Annotated in this window: 17 protein-coding genes and 1 pseudogene; 10 read left to right on the top strand and 8 right to left on the bottom strand. The window is 62.8% G+C overall.

Annotated elements, in window-relative coordinates:
* Both AC1KAT_RS21935 and AC1KAT_RS21930 read right to left on the bottom strand, forming a co-directional pair.
* Positions 1-2,056: LamG domain-containing protein (locus tag AC1KAT_RS21935; protein ID WP_480329445.1), on the bottom strand; the 2,056-nt coding region annotated here is incomplete at its 3' end.
* An 860-nt stretch (positions 2,057-2,916) separates the two neighbouring features.
* Positions 2,917-5,028 (bottom strand): RHS repeat domain-containing protein, encoded by a 2,112-nt coding sequence (locus tag AC1KAT_RS21930; protein WP_480329443.1) that lies wholly within the window; start codon positions 5,026-5,028, stop codon positions 2,917-2,919.
* A 791-nt stretch (positions 5,029-5,819) separates the two neighbouring features.
* On the opposite strand from AC1KAT_RS21930, the gene gspG reads away from it, so the two are divergent.
* The 10 genes from gspG (at position 5,820) to AC1KAT_RS21880 (ending at position 15,008) form a co-directional block, all read left to right on the top strand.
* Positions 5,820-6,344, top strand: a complete 525-nt coding sequence (gene gspG / locus AC1KAT_RS21925) for a type II secretion system major pseudopilin GspG (RefSeq protein WP_480329441.1) — start codon at positions 5,820-5,822, stop codon at positions 6,342-6,344.
* 11 nt (positions 6,345-6,355) lie between these two features.
* Positions 6,356-7,540, top strand: a complete 1,185-nt coding sequence (locus tag AC1KAT_RS21920; protein WP_480329439.1) for a type II secretion system F family protein — start codon at positions 6,356-6,358, stop codon at positions 7,538-7,540.
* 167 nt (positions 7,541-7,707) lie between these two features.
* Positions 7,708-9,246, top strand: coding sequence for a GspE/PulE family protein (locus tag AC1KAT_RS21915; RefSeq protein WP_480329437.1), 1,539 nt, complete (start codon positions 7,708-7,710; stop codon positions 9,244-9,246).
* 22 nt (positions 9,247-9,268) lie between these two features.
* Positions 9,269-10,027, top strand: coding sequence for a hypothetical protein (locus tag AC1KAT_RS21910; RefSeq protein ID WP_480329435.1), 759 nt, complete (start codon positions 9,269-9,271; stop codon positions 10,025-10,027).
* A 74-nt stretch (positions 10,028-10,101) separates the two neighbouring features.
* A complete protein-coding gene (locus AC1KAT_RS21905) occupies positions 10,102-10,536 on the top strand; it encodes a hypothetical protein (RefSeq protein WP_480329433.1) in 435 nt (144 codons plus the stop codon).
* Positions 10,533-11,093, top strand: coding sequence for a hypothetical protein (locus tag AC1KAT_RS21900; RefSeq protein WP_480329431.1), 561 nt, complete (start codon positions 10,533-10,535; stop codon positions 11,091-11,093). The genes AC1KAT_RS21905 and AC1KAT_RS21900 overlap by 4 nt, the downstream gene beginning before the upstream one ends.
* A 673-nt stretch (positions 11,094-11,766) precedes the next feature.
* On the top strand, positions 11,767-13,689 hold the full coding sequence (locus AC1KAT_RS21895) for a secretin N-terminal domain-containing protein (protein ID WP_480329429.1): 1,923 nt from the start codon (positions 11,767-11,769) through the stop codon (positions 13,687-13,689).
* On the top strand, positions 13,686-14,189 hold the full coding sequence (locus AC1KAT_RS21890) for a type II secretion system protein (protein ID WP_480329427.1): 504 nt from the start codon (positions 13,686-13,688) through the stop codon (positions 14,187-14,189). The genes AC1KAT_RS21895 and AC1KAT_RS21890 overlap by 4 nt, the downstream gene beginning before the upstream one ends.
* A 2-nt stretch (positions 14,190-14,191) precedes the next feature.
* Complete coding sequence (locus AC1KAT_RS21885; RefSeq protein ID WP_480329425.1) at positions 14,192-14,566, top strand: type II secretion system protein; 375 nt, start codon at positions 14,192-14,194, stop codon at positions 14,564-14,566.
* On the top strand, positions 14,553-15,008 hold the full coding sequence (locus AC1KAT_RS21880; protein ID WP_480329423.1) for a type II secretion system protein: 456 nt from the start codon (positions 14,553-14,555) through the stop codon (positions 15,006-15,008). Before AC1KAT_RS21885 ends, AC1KAT_RS21880 begins: the two co-directional genes overlap by 14 nt.
* A 55-nt stretch (positions 15,009-15,063) precedes the next feature.
* Here AC1KAT_RS21880 and AC1KAT_RS21875 read toward each other — a convergent pair whose 3' ends face one another.
* The 6 genes and pseudogenes from AC1KAT_RS21875 to AC1KAT_RS21850 form a co-directional block, all read right to left on the bottom strand.
* Positions 15,064-15,933, bottom strand: a complete 870-nt coding sequence (locus AC1KAT_RS21875; RefSeq protein WP_480329421.1) for a transposase — start codon at positions 15,931-15,933, stop codon at positions 15,064-15,066.
* A gap of 79 nt (positions 15,934-16,012) precedes the next feature.
* The gene (locus tag AC1KAT_RS21870) at positions 16,013-16,333 is read right to left on the bottom strand and encodes a type II toxin-antitoxin system RelE/ParE family toxin (RefSeq protein ID WP_480329419.1); all 321 of its coding nucleotides are present in this window, start codon (positions 16,331-16,333) and stop codon (positions 16,013-16,015) included.
* On the bottom strand, positions 16,330-16,602 hold the full coding sequence (locus AC1KAT_RS21865) for a YlcI/YnfO family protein (protein WP_480329417.1): 273 nt from the start codon (positions 16,600-16,602) through the stop codon (positions 16,330-16,332). The genes AC1KAT_RS21870 and AC1KAT_RS21865 overlap by 4 nt, the downstream gene beginning before the upstream one ends.
* Positions 16,603-16,712: 110 nt before the next feature.
* Positions 16,713-17,159, bottom strand: a pseudogene (locus AC1KAT_RS21860) (transposase); the annotation flags it as partial.
* A gap of 132 nt (positions 17,160-17,291) precedes the next feature.
* Complete coding sequence (locus tag AC1KAT_RS21855; RefSeq protein WP_480329415.1) at positions 17,292-17,741, bottom strand: hypothetical protein; 450 nt, start codon at positions 17,739-17,741, stop codon at positions 17,292-17,294.
* Entirely contained in the window at positions 17,735-18,451 is a 717-nt protein-coding gene (locus AC1KAT_RS21850; protein ID WP_480329447.1) for an RHS repeat-associated core domain-containing protein, read from the bottom strand. Before AC1KAT_RS21850 ends, AC1KAT_RS21855 begins: the two co-directional genes overlap by 7 nt.
* Between the last annotated feature and the right edge of the window lie 29 nt (positions 18,452-18,480).

The following is an 18,480-nucleotide window of genomic DNA, read 5'->3' as shown; positions in this document are numbered from 1 at the left end:
TGAACTGGGTGACGCGCCCGGCGGCGTTGGTGACCGAGGCGAGGTCACCCAGGAAGTGGCCCCGGGCGGCCGCGCCTTCGCCCTCGAACACGGTGTCCGAGTAGTAGGCGTAGGTGGTGACATCGGAGACGTCGGTGCGCGGGCCGTCTTCGGTGAGCACTTGGCCGCGTTCGTTGTAGGTCCAAGACCAAGTGCGAGCCCCGACATTCCAATCCACCAATGCGGATACACCAGGCGCAATCAGAGGGTCTTCCGATGGCAGAGGCAGGCTCTGTGGAGTGAAAGCGGCGGTGTATCGCGCGACGCCCTTTATGACCCGGAAATCATCGAACCAACCCATCATCCGGGTGCCATAGAACCCGCCATACGAATAACCGTACTCGCCGGCCTGACCCACACCGAAACGTGTTGTCCTGGTTGGTATGGTCCCCGAGACCGCGCCGCCAGCTTCGACAGTTCCGTCAAGGTAAAGGCGCAGCGTATCGCCCGAGCGAACCAATGCCAGGTGATACCAAGTGTTGGCTGCAATTGGTGCGGTTCCGGTGAACACGAATACGCCCGCATCCGTGAAGAGCGAGGCCACCAGAACGTCAGTTGTTGTCTTTCCCACGCTGAACGTGCCGTTGGCCCCATTGGAATCTGATTGAGCAAAAAGCACGACACGAGAACCGACCGAACTACTGTTGAACTTGGCCCACGTCTCAACGGTGAAATCCCCAGCCCCCATATCGAAGTCCGCAGACGCAGGATAGAGAAGGTAACCTCCTGTGAAGTTGATGGCGCCAGACCCGTTTTTTGCATTTGCGGTGTCAACGCTCACAGGGGTACCCACGCTGCTTGGCGTTCGCCCAGAATTTGATGAATCGGTGAATAGAACGCTACCTGCAACTCCTTCGCCACGCAGCAGCAACTTGGTTGCTGGATCAGTAGCAGGGCTGGGCGACACCCCAACAACCGCAAGACCTTGCTGGCCATCGGTGTCGGTCGTGGCTAGTTGCACCCGCTTGCATAACAGCGGCAGCGGTTTCCCGTCCGGAAGAATTGCCGCGCTAGGTGCGCAATTTGCGACGCTACCGTTGTTAAATGGATCTGCTTGTCCGTTGTAGACGTTGACTGACGCTCGGCCTGGCTCAGAGCGCTTTTTCTCGAGGGGCCAGTCTGGGTGCCACTGCGTGGCAATCTTGCGGCTGCCTGCGGGCAGGATCGACCCAACCAGGGACACCGCATCGCACGACGCACTGGGCAGCAAACCCTCAACCCTCGTCGTCTCCAAGTTGCGGCTCAAGTCGTACGAGAAGCACGCTCGCTTTCCGTTGAAGTCGTCTCGAATGGCCAAGTTACCATTTGCGTCGAAGCTCTGTACGCGCGTGCTGGCCGAACAACCTGAACCGGCAGGCTGGCTTTGACTGGTCAGGTACGTCTTGCCATTGACGATCGTCGTACCAAGCGAAGTGCTGACGCCGAGAGGGGTCGTCAATATGGCGCCCTCAGGTGCATTCCATTTCTGGGTTCGGATCAGTGCCTGACGTGCGCTGTCGTAATAAGCACTCTCGGTGACCCTGGGCAAGTTGCTATAACTTGCCGAGTAGCGATTCGCACCGCCCGCATACTCAGTCGAAATCGCTTGCCCCGTTTGCGCGTAGCCAAACGTGGCGTAGCGTCGGGGCAGTTCATCAACAATGCCCGTCAATGCCCACGGCAACGCTGCGTCTTCGTATTGATAAGTGCGCAATGTTCCGTCAGTCCACCTCACGCCAGCCAAGTTTTCCTGGGCGTCATACGACAGTTCAATCTTCTGACCCGCAATGTCTTCGATCTGCGCAAGCCTTCCCTGAGTGTTGTAGCTGAAGCTGATCGAGCGGCCGCCGATCTCACGTACTAGAAGTAAAAAACCCGGCCCGGGTGCTTGGCTTGTGGGAGTTGCACTGCTGTAGACGAAATCAATTCGGTCGCCGTTGACCCAGTCGATTCGTAAGAGAGCTCCTTGGGAGTCATAGGTCTCCTCGCTCAAGTCGGAGGCATTGAAGTAGCGGAAACCCTGGTTGATTGTGGTCAATCGATTGCGACTGTCCTGCTTCGCAAAGTAGTTTCCAGCCCCATCACCGTCAAAGCTTTCTGTATAGCCATTGCCAAGAGAAACCAGTGCTCCAAGTTGAGGTCCCTGCACAAGGACCTTGCGATGCAAGTTGCTAGACCACAACCGACCTAACACACTTGGTTTGACATTCGTAGCCACTGCACCTTGGGCGTTTGGCGTCGTGTCGTATGTGAATCGCAACACCGTTGATCCGACCCTTAGTCCCGTGTCGAGCGACTCTCGCTTGGTGCCGCGCAGCGGATAGATGGGGTTGCCGGCACAAGAATCACCAGCACCACCAGCACCACCAGCACGGCCAGTACCGCCAGGGGGAAGAGTTTCTGGAGGAACCTCGTCCACCACAGGTCGACAAGCTGCGACGGCAGTAGCCCACTGCTGGCCGGGCGGGCAAGCGGTCGAGCACTGATCGATAGAGGTCGACACAGGCCCCCGATATCCGCTCTCTGCTTGAAGTGTGAGAGTGCACGAGCCAATGGGGGTACACCCATTCGGAGCGGGAGATAAGGCTGGGGGCACTGCCATTGAATCCCACAGAACCCACTTGTTGTTATCCGCAGGATTACCTTGGCTGTACGCGACTCTTGCATCGCCGTACATGATGCAAAGCTCACTGGGGCTTTCGGCCTCAATGACGCCGGTGCCCATAGGAGTGCGAAAGATGTCTGCATGGGCGATTGCATGAACACTTGCGGCGATGGCCGCCCCCAGCAACATTCGAGTCAGGAGGCTGCGAACTGTTCGAGCGGACGCTGCCGTTTCAACAAGCCCCAGGCATCCAGATGGGCCTCGGCGGCCGAATCGAATCGAGATCATGGTCCTCACTCCCTTCCGGTGGTCTGTTGCACACGCCCGAGGGCGTCGATGCTGCGTTCGAGTTGTCGTTTGAGGGCCCCGGCGGGGTCCTTGGTGATTTCGTGGGTGCGGTTGCCGGCGTTGTCGAGGGTGTAGTCGGTGCGGTTGCCCCGGTGGTCGTAGACGGCGACGAGGCGGTGGGCGTCGTCGTAGTCGTAGCCGACCCAGCTGGAGTCGGGCAGGGTGACGCGCTTCAACTGTCCGACGGGGTCGTAGGCGTAGGTGGTGGTCTGTCCGGCGACGGTGGTGCTCAAGAGGTGCTGGCGCAGGTCGTAGGTGTGCTCGGAGATGACGCCGTTAGGGTCCACGCTGCGCAGCACCTGGCCGTGCTTGTTGTAGTGGGTGAACTGGGTGACGCGCCCGGCGGCGTTGGTGACCGAGGCAAGGTCACCCAGGAAGTGGCCCCGGGCGGCCGAGCCTTCGCCTTCGAACACGGTGTCCGAGTAGTAGGCGTAGGTGGTGACGTCGGACACATCGGTGCGCGGGCCGTCTTCGGTGAGGACTTGGCCCCAGCGGTTGTAGGTCCAGGTGGTTTGCCGGGCGGGCACGTTGGGTTGCAGCGTGGCGGTGAAGCCGGCAGAACCGTTGGTGTCGGTGGTGGCCTGCTCGACGGTCTTGCACAGCACGGCGATGGGCTTGCCGTCGGGCAGCAGGGCGTCGGTCGGAGCGCACGAGGCGACCGCGCCACCAGCGAAGGGGTCGGGTTGGCCGTTGTAGACCTTCGTCGTCAGGCGACCGGGTTCAGAAACACGCTTCTCCAGGCGCCAGTCGGAGTGCCATTCGGTGCTCACCTTGCGGCTGCCGGCTGGAAGCGCAACGCCAACGGGTGTGACTGAGGCGCAGTCGCTGGTGTTGCTGAGGCCTTCGACCCGGGTGATCTCCAGGTTGCGGCTCAGGTCGTTGTCAAAACACGCGCGCTTGCTGTTGAAGTCATCTCGGCTGGCCACGTTGCCGTTGGCGTCGTAGCTCATGCTCTGAGTGCTGGCTGCACAACCGCTACCAGCGGGCTGAGATTCACCGGTGATGTAAATGGTCTCAAGCAGCTTCTTGAACGAAGTTGTGCTCTCCACTCCCAATGGGTTCGTGGTGACGACGGCCCAGGCGTTGGGTTGGGTGGTCGTGTAGCGGTTTATTCCGTTTGCAGACTGGGTGAGTGTGGCTCGGCCGCTCGAGCCATAGCCGTACGTTCCGATGCGCACAATCTTGGACGCGGAGGCCGCTGCTTCTGGCCAAATTTCTTCGATGCCCGTCAACAATGGCGGATTCGGTGCCGTCGTGGCTGCGACGAGATCCGCCTCGTTGTACAGGTACTGCCGCGCCGCACCATCCGGGTACCGAACCTTCACGACACGGTCACAGCCCCCGAGATTGCAGCCCGGCGACACATCGTCGTGTGTGTATTCATAGCGCTGATCGGCGGGATCAAACATTTGGATCATCCGCCCGCTGCTCTCGTAAACGAAGCGCAAGGCGCGACCAGAGCGCTCTGTTTTTGACACCAGCAATCCGGGGCGTGGAGCAACGTCGGCGGGCGTGCTGTCAGTCGAGTATGTGTAAACAGTGCTCCTGCCGTCCGCAGTGGTTCGATTGAGCAGCGCACCAGTGGCCGAATACACCTCCATCGTGTTGTTGTCGCGGGTCAATCGCCAGCGCGTTGTTCCTGTTGCATCGACGACCTTCACTGGCCGAATGCTCACATTTGCGTCGGGCATCGCTTGCCCCGACGCCAGGTCGAAACTGATCAACTGACCCTTCTCTGTCCACAAAAGGGTGCTTGGCTGCTCAGTGGCGATCACCGGGAAACAGTACGACGAGAGTTCAGTACTTGATCTAAGGTAGCGTTCATTCACGCACCCCTGCTGCAACGAACCGAAATTGCCCGAATAGTCATAAAAGCCCGAGGATGAGGTGATCGACGTAAAGCGGCCGATGTCACTCCGGTAGGTGCGTTCGTACCGGAGCAGCCCTGTAGTGGATTGATAGTCAACTTCGGATTGCTGCTTGATGCCAGTTGGGGTGTGGATCGGGTTGCCTCGCCATCCTCCGCATTGCCGGGGGTTCGGTTCAGCGATCGTCAACGTCTTTTCGCACCATCGAGTCTGTGCGGAGACCCCAGCAGATCGAACTTGGGTCGTCCATCCCAGTCCGTCCGGGCAACGAGGGTGCAGGACTATTGGCCCGTCAGTGGAGTTTGTCGTTTGGGCTTGACCATTCGAACAGAACCACGACGACCAACTCCAGCGGTATTCGCTGGGTATCCCGTTGATAAGAGGCGAGGTGGGCGTCGGTCGTAGGTTCGAGACCTCGATCCGAACGAGGGCTCCAGGGCGGGCGCAACCTTCAGCGTATTGAGCCTGCACTGACGCGAAAGCCTCTTCGAGTGTGTCGTATGCGGGCCCACTGTTACGCACGAGCCAGCTAGGCTTTTCTGCCGTGCGGATTGCCGCAGTTCCAGCACGAGCGGCCTCGGGCCACACTGCCGATAGAAGCGCAACTGTGCAGGTCAAAGCAACCGCACTCTTCTTCGATGGGTGTGACGACCTTGCGGTTAGCGTGGGGCTTTCTGCGGACTCAAGTCGAAAACGCACGGGCCGTGCGCGACACGGCCCGCTTCGGGTGCTTCTTTGCAAATGACCTCCCTGGCGTGCACTCTGGGGTGCTTGTGCCTTGCTTCTTTGTATTGCCTGGTGCGACGCTGGCGCGTTGCACGCGGTAGCCACGCCTGAGGGCGTTGCGCCCCATCGTGGATGTCGATGTGAGGGCGAATGGTAGGCCTCAGCCGGCCAGGCGACACCCCAAGAACGGGGTGCATTCTGCCAAACCGACGTCCGCTACCATTCGCGACTCTTTGCCGCCTGAGGCAGGCCGCTTGCGCAACATCGCGCGCCCTATTTGCTACGGAAACATGCGCTGTTTTGCTGTTTGTGAGGCGCGATCCCGCCAAATTCAGTCGAAGCCCTCTCTGCGGTTTCACCGGCGCCCTACCGGCTTCACTTTGTTGGAGCTTTTGGTGGTGATGGTCATCATTGGCTTGTTGGCCAGCTATGTCGCGCCACGATTTTTCGAGCAGATCGGAAAGAGCGAGGTCAAGGCCACCAAGGCGCAGCTGGATGCGCTGGACAAGGCGTTATCGACCTACCGTCTCGACACGGGGCGCTTTCCGACGACTGAGCAGGGCTTGAGGGCACTCGTCGAACGCCCGCAAGATGAAGCGAAGTGGTCGGGCCCGTATCTCGCCAAGGCTGTTCCTTTGGATCCGTGGGGTCGTGCGTACCTGTACCAGCAACCGGGCGAGAAGGGCCGAGATTTCGAGCTTCTTTCGCTGGGCAAAGACGGCCAACGCGGGGGCAGTGCCGAGAGCAGTGACATCAGCGTTTGGGACTCCGGGCGCTAGCACCCCGTGCGATGAAATTCGAGTTGACCGTTGCTGAAGGACGATCGTCGCCCCGCTTGTTGCACCTGGATGCGGCGAGTGCCGGCGATGCCGTCGAACAGGCGCAGCGGCAGGGCCTGGTCGTGCTGTCTTGCCGCTCGCTTTTCTGGTCTTTGCGGCGCGGTGGCCGAGGTTCGCAAGCCATCGACATCGTGGTTTTTGTTGAGCAGTTGCGAGACTTGGTTGTGGCCGGTCTCAGCGTCATCGAGGCACTGTCGGCACTCCAGCGCGGCTCAAGCCACAGAACGTCTGAAACGCTCGGCCGGATCGAGACCCAGCTGCGCGAGGGCAACAGCTTCTCGAAGGCGCTGGCCGCAGACCCGGTCTTTCCTCCTTTGTTGGTGGCCTTGGTCGGTGCGTCTGAGTTGACATCGGACCTGCCTCAGGCGCTCTCTCGCTACCTCGACCATGCCCGGCGTGTGCAAGAACTGCGTCACCGTTTGACGTCTACGGCCATCTACCCGGTGGTGCTGACGGCCGTCGGTACCTTGGTGTTGTTGTTTCTGCTCTTCTATGTGATGCCGAGGTTCTCTCGGGTGTTCGAGGGGATGTCGGGTGAGTTGCCCTGGTCCGCGCAAGTCATGATTGCGTGGTCGCATGCCCTGCGTGCCTCTGGCACTTGGGCCGTTGTGGCCCTTGCCGCGTGTGGCGCTGCGGTTTTTTGGATGCTCCGATCGGCAGGCGCTCGCACCCGAGCAGCACGCGCGGTGCTCCGCTGGGAGCCTTTGCGTCGTCGCCTGACGACCTACTTCTTGTCGCAGTGGTATCGAGCCACCGGCATGTTGCTCCAGGGGGGCATTCCGCTTCCGCAAGCGCTCAAGTTGGCCAACGGCTTGTTGCCGGCGGGACTGCGCCCAGGCGGCCAGGCGGTGCTCGATGCGGTCGAGCGAGGCATGACGCCGTCGGCTGCCCACGAGCATGGCGAGATGGCCACGCCTGTCGCGCTGCAACTCATGCTGGCCGGCGAGCGCACGGGCGATCTCGGAGGCGTGTTGTCGCGGGTGGCCCACTTTCACGAGGTCGAATTCACGCGTGAGCTGGAGCGCTTTCTGCGCGCCTTCGAGCCGCTCGTGATGGTGCTGATCGGAACCGGCGTCGGTCTCGTGGTGGTGCTGATGTATCTGCCCATCTTCGAACTGGCTGCGGCAATTCAATGAGCGGGGACACCAACCTGTGGCCGGCTGCTTGGCGCCGCGCGCGGTCCTTGGTGGGCCGCTTCGGCCGCACGCCGCGACCGCGCACGCCAGAGAATGCTTCGGACGCTTTGCTCCGCCTCGTGGCCGTTGAACGTGCACGCAAGCAGGCGGACGTATTGCGCGGCCTGATGCAAGCCACTGCAGACCCGGCAGCGCTACTCGACGAACTGGCCCACCGCCTGGGCCTGCCGCTGGTGCAGCTTCACGACATGGCCGCTTGGGTGCCTCAGCTCGACTTGCTGCCCTTTGCAGAGTGTGTGCGTCGGCGCTGTGCGCTCTTTCACGACGGATCGGCCAATGTTTACCTGCTGGTGACCGATCCGTTCGATGTGGACACCCCCGCCTGGGCCTTGAGCCGCTTTGGCACGCTGTCTGTCTACTTGGCCAGCCATGAAACCTTCGAGGCCTGGCTTCAGCGTGTCGAGACGACCATGACCGCGCTTGACAGCGTTGTGCTGGGGACATCGGCCGTGGTGAGCGCCGACGCGGCAGGCCCCGAGCGCCTGCGCCTTCAAGACATCGGCGCAGAAGAAAGCCCCGCCGTACGCTTCGTCAATTCAACGCTCTATGACGCTTTGAAGGTGGGCGCCTCGGACGTGCACCTGGAATGCGACCCATCGGGGCTGGCGGTGAAGTTCCGCATCGATGGGGTCTTGACGGCGATGCGGCGCCTGGAAAGTGTTGAGTTGGGGGCGCAGTCGATCAGCCGCATCAAGGTGATGGCGCAGCTCGACATCGCCGAACGGCGCGTGCCGCAAGACGGGCGCCTGCAGATCGGCTACCAAGGGCGCGCCATCGACGTGCGGGTGTCGGTCATGCCCAGCATCCATGGCGAAGACGCGGTGCTTCGAATCCTCGACCGCGAGCACCTCGCCCAGAGTCTCGCGGGTTTGACGCTCGAAAAGCTCGGTTTCAGCGAAGACGCGCGCACGGCGCTGCATGCGCTTTGTCGCAAGCCCCACGGCATGCTGCTCGTGACTGGGCCCACGGGCTCGGGCAAGACAACCACTCTGTATGCGGCCATCGCAGAAACCCACCAATCGCGCGACAAGATCATCACGATCGAAGACCCTGTCGAGTACCAGCTCCCGGGTGTGCTGCAGATTCCGGTCAACGAGCGCAAGGGCCTGACCTTCGCGCGTGGGCTACGGTCCATTCTTCGGCACGACCCCGACAAGATCCTGGTGGGTGAGATCCGCGACGCCGAAACGGCCCAGATTGCCGTGCAGTCCGCGTTGACCGGCCACCTCGTTTTCACCACGGTGCATGCCAACACCGTGTTCGACGTGGTCGGTCGGTTCGACCAATTCGGCATTGACCCCTACACCTTCGCGTCGGCCATCAACGGCATTCTTGCCCAGCGACTGATGCGCAAGCTGTGTGGCCACTGCGCGGTGCGAACGCCGGTCGATGCAGGCCACCCCTCGCGCTGGGCACCGGTGGGGTGCGAGCGTTGCCGAGGCACGGGGTACGCCGGGCGTTTCGCGTTGGGTGAGCTGCTCACGATGTCACCCACCCTGAAAGACCTGGTGGCCCGTCGCGCACCCCAACATGAACTTCAGCAAGAGGCCGAGCGAAACGGCTGGCGCAGCCTGCGCGATCAGGCGCTCGATGCCGTTGCCCAGGGCTTGACCACCATGGAAGAGGTTGAACGTGTGGCGGCCTGAGGTGACGAGAGCGAGTGATGTCTTGCGCATCGGCCGGCGCTCGGTCGAGCGCTGGACGCATGCGCCACATGGGTTCGCGATGGCCGCGCGGCATGCGATGCCGGCAGAGCCTGATCGACTGCAAGCCTTGAGAGAGGCCGTTCGCGCAGCCCTCGTCGAAGCGAACATCCGGTCGGTGGTGCTGGTGGTTGAGTCTGCATGGTTGCCAGTGGTGCTTGCCGACACCGGCGCTGTGTTGTGGAACACAGACCAGGCCGAAGGGTTGGTCCGCCATAGGCTGAACCAGTTGTTCGACAGCGGCGACGAGTGGGCCGTGCGGGTGGACTTTCGGCCCGGTGAGCGAACTGTCTTGGGCGGCGGGCTGGCGTCACGTGTTCAGCGCATCTTCACTACTGCTGCACAAGAAGCGGGCGTGTCGGTCACAGCTTTGCTGCCCGCGTTCATGTGGGGCCGGCAGCGACTTCGCCCGGAAGCTTCGTGGCCTGCGAAGACGGGCTGGTGGCTTTGGTCTGAGCAAGACCGCGCGATTCTTGCCCGCATGGAGGGTGGGCGCGTTGTCGTCCTGAACCCGGCTGTCCCCCTCGACGCCACAGATGATCTGGGCGCTGTTGTGCAGGTGGAAAGCCTGCGGTGCGGCGTGCTTGATCCGACCGCTCCGGCCTCGGCCGCTTGCTGGGAGGCTCTTGCGGCTGGCAGTCACCCCTCGCAGTGGTGTTCGCTGTCTGGCGGTGCGGTGAACACGGGCTGGTTCAGCAGATCTCGAACCCAGGTGCAGCCATGAGCGCGCGTGACTTCGACTTTTTGCACCGCCGCCGCGAACCCCAGATGGGGTGGTGGCTCTTGGCCGCCGGCCTCATGGCCCTGGCCATCGTTCATCAGGCCAACGCGCATTGGACCCAACGCCGGCAATTGCACGAATCCGCGTGGCAGGTCGCTGACGAGCGTGCCCGTGCGCTTCAACGTCGGCCGGTCGAGGTGCCCTCGGCCCAGGCGCAGCGCCTCACCCGGGCCAGGCACGAAATCGACCGCCCGTGGCTGCCCATGCTTCACGCCGTCGAGGCTGCGGCGGTCGAGCCGGTCTACTTGTTGGCCCTGTCTGCCGAGTCCGCAGGGGCTCTTCGGATCGAAGCTGAAGCGCCGAGCTTCGATCACGCCCTGGCTTTCAGCAGAGCATTGCCGGCCGAGGCCGTGTCCGACGCGGTTCTTGTGTCGCACGAGCAGGGCGTTGACGAGGCCAGCGGTCGTGGGGCGCTCAAGTTCAAGGTGATCGCCAAGTGGGGCGCACGATGAAGCCCGCCTTGCAACTGCGGGTGCGCATTGCGCTCGCTCGCTCGATCCAGGTCGTTGGTGTGTCAGGCGTGGCTGGTTGTGGTTTGCTCGTGCTCGCGGTTGCATGGGGGCTGTGGTCGTGGCAAGGCCACCGCAGCTGGAATGCCAACAAGCCTTCGTTGACGACCCCGAGCGCGGATTCGCCCGTGCCTGTGGCCGCGTTGCCGACGGTCGATCTGCTCTCGACAAAAGACGTGCCGCGCGTGCTGGCTCAGATTCAGCAGATCGCGGTCATCAACGGGCTCAACTGGCCGGCAGCCGAGTACCAGTTGGCCCCCGCCACCGAGTCGTCGCCGGCGGCGTTGTCGGTGCAAACCCGTTTGAAGGGCAGTTATCCGCAGTGGCGTGCAGCGCTGGCCCAGTGGCTCGGCCAGGTTCAAGGCCTGGGCGTGCGCTCGCTGTCCCTGCACCGAACCGCGAGCGAACTGGTCGAGGTCGAGGGTGAGCTGGTGTTGCTGGTCTTCCTCAGCGACGACGCACGGCAATCACCCGCTCATCAAGCCCAGGGACAGCCATGAAGCACGCGCGCTTGCTGGGTCTGCTTTCGGTCATGGGGGCGTTGGTTGCGCTGCGGGTGTGGAAGCCGCCTGAGGGCGATGCCGCCATCGACCTCGTGCCTGCGCGGGTGCCTGCCAGTGCTCGTGCGGCACCGCCGCCTCGGGCCGGCGTGGCGGCGCCACCCTCGGCATCTGCCGTCGTGCCGTCTTGGGTGCAGTCCCCCGGCAACGCGTTCGCGCAACGGGTTGACGCGCCTGTCTTGCCTGCCTCCCCGCCACCCCCGCCGCGCGTGGTGGCCGCGCCACCTCCGCCGCCAGCGCCCCCACCGCCGCCTGTCGAACCGCCCCCACCGCCGCCGCCGCCCCTCCAAGTCATCGGCACTTGGGACGACGGCAAAGCCCCCGGGCTTTTCGTCAGCGGCCCCCAGGGCACCGTGCTGGCTCGCCCGGGCTCTGTCTTGCTCGGTGAGTACCGCGTGACCGCCATCGACAAGCAGCACCTGTCATTGACCCACACGACGACGAAGCGCGAGTGGCGAATCCCCGTCCCGTCTCCAGCGATTGCCCGATGAGTTTCACCATCAAAAATCTGTGCTCGATCAGGGCCTCTGCGGCGCGAATCGGCTTGCTGGCCGCGCTGCTTGCTGTCAGTGGGTGCGCCGGTTATCAGGCGTTTCGCGAAGGCCAGAGCCGGTTGGCCGAAGGCCAGACCGAAGCCGGCCTGGCGAAGCTGCGCCTCGCGATGGAAAAAGAGCCCGCCAACTCTGAGTACCGCCGAACCTATTTCATCCAGCGCGATGCGTCGGTCAACGCCTTGCTGCGGCAGGCCGAGGTGGCCGTCGAGCAAGGCGAGTTCGGCCAGGCGAAAGACCTCGTCGGCAAGGCCAGCCGGCTCGACCCCGCCAGCGCCCGGGCCGCGAACGGCATCACGCGCATCGAGTCTGCCGAGCGGCACTGGAAGGCCCTCGACGCTGCGCGCGCCAACGGCGCCAAACAGCAGTGGGACGCTGCCATCTCTACTGCGCAGTCGGTTCTTTCTGAAAACCCCAACCACCGTTTGGCAAACCAATTGCTGCGCCAGTTGATGCGGCAACAGGCCGACGCCACCGGCAAAGAGCTTGGCATTCACCCCAAGCTGAAGGCGGCCTACCGCGTGCCGGTGTCGCTGAGCTTCACCAACGCGAGCCTGCTGCAGGTATGCGAGGCCCTGAAACAGGCCTCGGGCCTCAACTACATGATCGAGCGCGATGTGCGTGCCGACCTGCGCGTCACGCTGTCGGTCACCAACAAGCCGGTCGAAGACATCATGCGTTTGCTGCTGGCCACCAACCAGTTGGAGTCGCGCGTGCTCGACGACGACACGCTGCTCATCTACCCGAACACCCCTGCCAAGGCGGCCGAGTACCGCGAGATGGTCGTGCGCAGCTTCTACCTGAACCACGCCGAAGCGGCCAAGGTGGCGGGCGCGCTCAAGACCATGGCCCGCCTGCGCGAAGTGGTGGTGGACGAGAAGCTCAACATGGTCATGGTGCGCGACTCGGCCGAGGCCATTCGCCTGGCCGAAAAGCTCATCGCGGCCCAAGACATCGCCGACCCCGAAGTGATGCTCGAACTCGAAGTGCTCGAGGTCAGCACCAACCGCTTGCTGGAGCTCGGCATCCGCTGGCCCGACTCGGTGTCTGCCTCGGTGCGCGGGCTCGACGGCGTGGGCGGCCAACTGCGGCTCGACGAACTGCGCAACCGCAACTCCAGCATGGTGCGCCTCAACACCAACGACCCCCTCATTTCGGCGCAACTGCTCAGCCAGACGGGCAATGCCAACCTGCTGGCCAACCCCCGCGTGCGCGTGCGCAACCGGCAGTCGGCCAAGGTGCTCATCGGTGAGCGGGTGCCTGTCATCACCACCACCAACACCGCCAACGTCGGCAGCTCGCAATCGGTCAACTACCTCGACGTGGGCCTGAAACTCGACATCGAGCCCACCGTTTCGCTCGACGACGAAGTCTCGATGAAGATCGCACTCGAGGTGTCGAGCATTCTCGAAACCATCAGCCGACCCGGCACCCAGGCCTACCGGCTGGGCACGCGCAACACCTCGACGACACTGCGCGTGCGCGACGGCGAAACGAACATCCTCGCCGGCCTCATTCAGCGTGACGAGCGCCACTCGAACACCGGCGTGCCGGGGCTCAACGAAATCCCGGTCGTCAGCAAGCTGTTCGGCGCGGCGCAAGACAGCGAGACCAAGACCGAGATCGTGCTGTTGATCACCCCGCGCATCGTGCGCAACCTCGACGTGCCGGGTGTCGGCCTGCTCGAATTCAACTCGGGCACCGAATCGGCCGTGGGCGCCCCGCCCATCCAGCTTCGGCCTGCGGGGCCGGTGCGCACCCAGCAGCCCTCGGCGGTCATGCCGGGGCAGGGCGCGCGCCCGCCGGCATTCCCGCCGGCGCAACCTGCATTCGCCCCGCCGCCCGGCATGCCGGCAACGATCCCGCCGGCGGTGATGCCCGTGCCTCAAGGCTTTCCACCAGCCGCTGTTCCGCCCAGCCCAGCGGCCAGCGAGCCCGCGTTCACGCCGCCGCCCCTCGTGCCCTCGTCACCCAGGACCCCATGAACGGTGTTGAGTTGCGACGCCGGCGAGCCCTTCGAGGGCGTGGCTTCAGCCTGATCGAGCTGCTGGTGGTGGTGTCCATCATGGCGGTGCTCGCGACCATCGGCCTGCCCCTGGCCGAGATGACGCACCGCCGCACCCAAGAAGAAGACCTGCGCCGCTCGCTGCGCGAAATTCGAGACGCGCTCGACACCTACAAGCGGCTCAGCGACGAAGGCCGCATCGCCAAGCCGGCCGATGCGTCGGGCTACCCGCCGAGCCTGCAGGTGTTGGTTGAGGGGGTGGACGACGCTCGCGCACCCGCGCGAACCAAGATCTACCTGCTGCGGCAACTGCCCCGCGACCCCTTCGCGCCCGCCGATCAGCAACCCGCTGCCGCCACCTGGGCGCCGCGCAGTTACGCCAGCCCGCCGCAAGACCCACAACCTGGGGCCGACGTGTACGACGTGCACTCGCGCTCAGAGTCCGTCGGGCTCAACGGCGTGCCCTACAAGCAGTGGTAGCCATGGCCCTGCGACGAGGCTTCACCTTGATCGAGTTGCTGGTGGTCATGGCCATCCTGGCCACGCTGCTCGCCATTGCCGCGCCGCGCTACTTCGACTCGGTGGACCGGTCCAAAGAAGTGACGCTGCGCACCAACCTGCGCTTGCTGCGCGAGGCCATCGACAAACACCAGGCCGACACAGGCCGGCTGCCCGATCAACTGGACCGCCTGGTCGAGCGCCGCTACCTGCGCAGCGTGCCGGTGGACCCGGTGACCGACAGCGCCACCACCTGGACGCTGGCCCCACACCCCGACGGCGCCACCCCTGGCATCTACGACGTGCGCAGTGGGGCGCCAGGGCAGGGCAACGATGGAACGGCCTATGCCAGCTGGTAGGGCCGGGGCGAGGCGTGCACGCCAACCCGCGCGGCGCGCCCGAGGCTTCACCTACATCGGTCTGCTGCTGGCGATTGCCATCCTCGGCGTGGGTCTGCTGGCCGCATCAGAGGTGTGGGTCACGACCGCCAACCGACAGAAGGCGGCGGAAGCACGCTGGATCGGCCGCCAGTTCGTCAAGGCCATCGGCAGCTACTACCACGCGTCGCCCGGGGCCAAGGTTTTGCCGCCCAGCTTCAACGACCTCGTGCTCGACAAGCGCCACCTCACCGTGAGACGGCATTTGCGCGAGGTGTACCGCAACCCGTTCACGGGTCAGGTCGATTGGGAGCCGATCACCGATCCGCGAGGGGGCATACGCGGGGTGCGGGTTCGCATGCGGGTGGGTGATGGCATGCCGGCGGTGGAGGAATTCGCTTTCCACCTCGAGGCACCCCCGTGACCGAATAGGTTGCGGCAACGAGGTCGGGGCAACCCAGGCAGGTGACGCCGCGGCACTACTTGTGCCGTTGCTCTGAACGGGCGATCAGGCGGCTTACGCGCGACACCGACAAGCCCAACTCGCGTGCCATTGATGTCATTGAGTAGCCACCGAGCACCTGCGCGCGGCGAAGGCCTTCTTCGCGCGTAGGCGCTTCGTCCAACCAGGCACTCAACGGTTTCGTCGTGGCGCGCTGTCCCCGGGGGATATCGCCCGCCTCCTGCTGCGCTGACGTCATCAGCGCCTGCATGCGGGTCACGAACTGGGCGTCACCCAGAAAGATCTGTTGACGCAGGCCCTCAGGCCAAATCTGCAAACCCGGCGCACTGGCGACCAGTTCGGCATACCGCTGCGCGGCAAGGGCGTGGTCGGCCGCATCCTGCGCCGTGCGCTCCAAGAGATAGCCATGCAAGCCAGACACGTCGAGCCAGTCGGGGGCTTCGGCCGCTCCGATGTGCGCGCGATAGCTGGACCAAGGCCAGTCGCCCGGCCCTGACACGATGCCTGCACGAACCGGGTTCAGTTCGACGTACTGGCACAAGGTGAGCATGTAGGCCTCGCGGTCCACCAGGATGGCTTTGAAGCGCCCCTGAAAGACATGCCCCACCTTGTGATGGCGGCGGTTGAACAACTGCGTGTACACACCGTTGAGGTGACGCATCAACAGCGACAAATTGGCCTGTCGGGTATGAAGAACGAGGTGATAGTGATTGCCCATCTGGCAGTACGCCAGTGCGCGGGCATCGAATCGGTCGCAGGCTTGGCTCAACACCTCCAGCCAAGCCAGCCGGTCCGCGTCGTCGAGGTAGATCGGCTCGCGCCGATCACCCCGCGATGTCAGGTGATACAGCGCGCCTGGGAACTCGATGCGAAGGGGGCGGGCCATGTGGGCTTGTGTCTGACAGCGGGCAAGGCAAGACCTGAACCGTTTTCATCCTGATGTCTGTGCGGGCTCCCGAGCCGGCTCAGTGGTAGTCGTCTTCGAGTTGATGTCGCAACGCCAGCACGTTGACTCTTTGCCCTGCGTGGATTTCGTACAAAGCAACGTATCCAAACGCACCGAGCGGGATGATCAGTTCGCGCAGAAAGGGGCTCTCGCTCATCTTGCGAAAGATGAAGGGGGACCGGCTCAAACTGCCTTCGATCTCCCGAACCAGGGTATCCAGCGTCCGCTGAGCCTCATCGAAGTCCTCGGCGGTCTTGGCCCGCTCCAGCAAGAAATCAAACAGTCGCAGCAGGTCGTCTCGGGCTTCGGTTGTGTAGCGAACCTCAAACCCTCCGCTCATCCGAGAACCTGCTTGCGGCGAAGGTCCAGCTTGCGCTGCAACTCTGCATGCACCTCGGCTGCGGGGTGATAGATGCCGGTACGGTTGGCACTTTCGGCAGACGCCAGTCCACGAGCTAAAAACTCTGCGTGCACACGTCGCCGATGGATCGCCTCGCGCATCGCCGTTTCCATCAGGCTCGACAACGTCTCCCCTTCACGCAGCACGCTCTCGGCAGCGTCGCGGAGTTCAGGATCAACACGAAGGGAGGGGAGTGTTGCAGTCTTCATGGTGAACAGAGTGCGTTGCAGACGCGATGCATCTTAAGAGCAGTGGGCGCGAAGGGGCAGGGTGATTTGGGTTTGTGTGGGACAGGGGCAAAAGGCAAGACCTGACCCCAGTCCTCCATCACCTGGTCCAGGCTGGCACGCTTGATCAGGCCTGCGGCTCGGGCCGCCTCGATGGTCACGGCCAGCAGCAGCTCCACGCCTTCTTCGCCGATGCGCTTACGCCAGCGCGTCAGGCTTGATGGGTCGATGGGCAACTCGGTTTGCAGGTAAGCCTCGCCGGTGAAGAACTGCCAGTACGGGTTCTCCAGCCAGGTGTTGACCACCGACTCGTCAGAGGCATCGTGGGCGTGCTGCAGGTACAGCAGCCCGGCCACCAGCCGAGGTGGCAAGGCCGGGCGACCCCGGCCCGAGCTGAAGTGGCCAGCGAAGTGGCGCTCGATCAACTCCCAGTCCATCAGCCCGGCCAGACGGATCAAAGGGTGCCGCATGTTGAGTTGCTCGTCCAGGCGGGGGCGGAACATCTCGGCGGTCTGGGCGGTACGGGTGTGGGGCTTCATGGGCTGCAAAATTTGCAAGAAAGCGCGGGGCCAGTATTCGTTTCCTTGCAGATATCACACCACACCTCAGTCGAAATCCCATTGCGGATCAATGGCTTGCGAGTTGTTCAGGGCGGACTAGCTATCGAATCCCTAGTAATCGTCGTAAAAATCAACGATAAAAACACCCTCATCTTCTTGGGTCAACCTTTTGAGGGCGCCGGCAAGATGTTGAATTTCTGAATATGTTGCAATTAAGTCATACCTAATCCCCTTGCCAAAAGACCGTTCTGTAACGCGAGGGTCAGGCAAAAATACTCGTGCACTGAGTATCAATTTTCCACTATTTCCCAAGGGGGAAATTGATATTCTAAGATGCTCTTCAATTATTTTTGTTGCCTCGTCATTCCATATTCCGCCTAATAGATCTACCGGGGTGCTGAAGTCGATGGGGTACGAATTAAGTCGATCTGAAAGGTTGGAAATTTCAGTCAAATTAAACCAGGCGGAGCCACATCCGGAGAATTCCTTGGAATTTACCCGGAGAAAGAGCTCGCCTGTTTCATCTGCCTCTCGGCATAGTTTTAACTCGAGTTCTACCATCGTTTGGTAAATTTTAGCTCCACGTTTTTGCCGCGGCCGTTTGTAAAGTAATGAATTACAAGATGCCTTCCGTCATAACATATATGCGTATGTTCCATTTTCCTCCAAGGCCCTGCCCCGTAGTGGGCAATTAAGCGGGGCTCATCGCCCATCGAGCCCATTTTTGGTCTACCTGCCCCTGCTTTTGCCTCGGCTAAGGCAAGTTGCTCACAAAAATCATTTGGACAAACATCCGGAATCGCCGGTTTGCTAACTGGAGTTGGCGCGCCGGCGGCAGTACTCGGTGCAGGCGCTGCCTCGCTGGTCGAGGATGAGCTAGTTGTGGGATTGGGATTTAGCCAGTCATAGAGGCTACCCCCAGGAGATGTACCGGTGAAGTGCTGCCAAACCCGATTGAAACCGGTACCTACCGCTGCTCCGCCAACTGCGGCGATGCCTATCCCACCAGCCGCTACGCCGAGCGATGTCCCTGTACCCGCACTGGCGACAGCAGCAACACCCGTGAAAGCGCCTGTGGTATCTACAAAGAGACCTCTTGGGTCAATGAATCCGGTTGGCTGAGCATTTGCGTAACCGTAGGGCGACATGCTCCCACCCGCAAGCCCAATAGGATCCGACTGCACATACCGCCCAATGGACGAGTCATAGTCCCGGAAGAAGTTGTAGTGGAGCCCGGACTCCGGATCGAAGTATTGCCCCGGGAACCTCAGGTTCTGCGTGACGACCCCGAGGCTGGCCG

It is taken from the genome of Piscinibacter sp. PDB5-1, assembly GCF_056676035.1.
Note: the sequence above shows the minus strand (reverse complement) of the source record. Positions and strands in the feature narration are given on the sequence as shown.

Coding starts and splice junctions, on each gene's coding strand:
- AC1KAT_RS21885 (WP_480329425.1), top strand. CDS start 14,192: ATGGCCCTGCGACGAGGCTTCACCTTGATCGAGTTGCTGGTGGTCATG.
- AC1KAT_RS21880 (WP_480329423.1), top strand. CDS start 14,553: ATGCCAGCTGGTAGGGCCGGGGCGAGGCGTGCACGCCAACCCGCGCGG.
- AC1KAT_RS21890 (WP_480329427.1), top strand. CDS start 13,686: ATGAACGGTGTTGAGTTGCGACGCCGGCGAGCCCTTCGAGGGCGTGGC.
- AC1KAT_RS21875 (WP_480329421.1), bottom strand. CDS start 15,933: ATGGCCCGCCCCCTTCGCATCGAGTTCCCAGGCGCGCTGTATCACCTG.
- AC1KAT_RS21855 (WP_480329415.1), bottom strand. CDS start 17,741: ATGGTAGAACTCGAGTTAAAACTATGCCGAGAGGCAGATGAAACAGGC.
- AC1KAT_RS21905 (WP_480329433.1), top strand. CDS start 10,102: ATGGCCCTGGCCATCGTTCATCAGGCCAACGCGCATTGGACCCAACGC.
- AC1KAT_RS21870 (WP_480329419.1), bottom strand. CDS start 16,333: ATGAGCGGAGGGTTTGAGGTTCGCTACACAACCGAAGCCCGAGACGAC.
- AC1KAT_RS21865 (WP_480329417.1), bottom strand. CDS start 16,602: ATGAAGACTGCAACACTCCCCTCCCTTCGTGTTGATCCTGAACTCCGC.
- AC1KAT_RS21920 (WP_480329439.1), top strand. CDS start 6,356: ATGAAATTCGAGTTGACCGTTGCTGAAGGACGATCGTCGCCCCGCTTG.
- AC1KAT_RS21900 (WP_480329431.1), top strand. CDS start 10,533: ATGAAGCCCGCCTTGCAACTGCGGGTGCGCATTGCGCTCGCTCGCTCG.
- AC1KAT_RS21915 (WP_480329437.1), top strand. CDS start 7,708: ATGCAAGCCACTGCAGACCCGGCAGCGCTACTCGACGAACTGGCCCAC.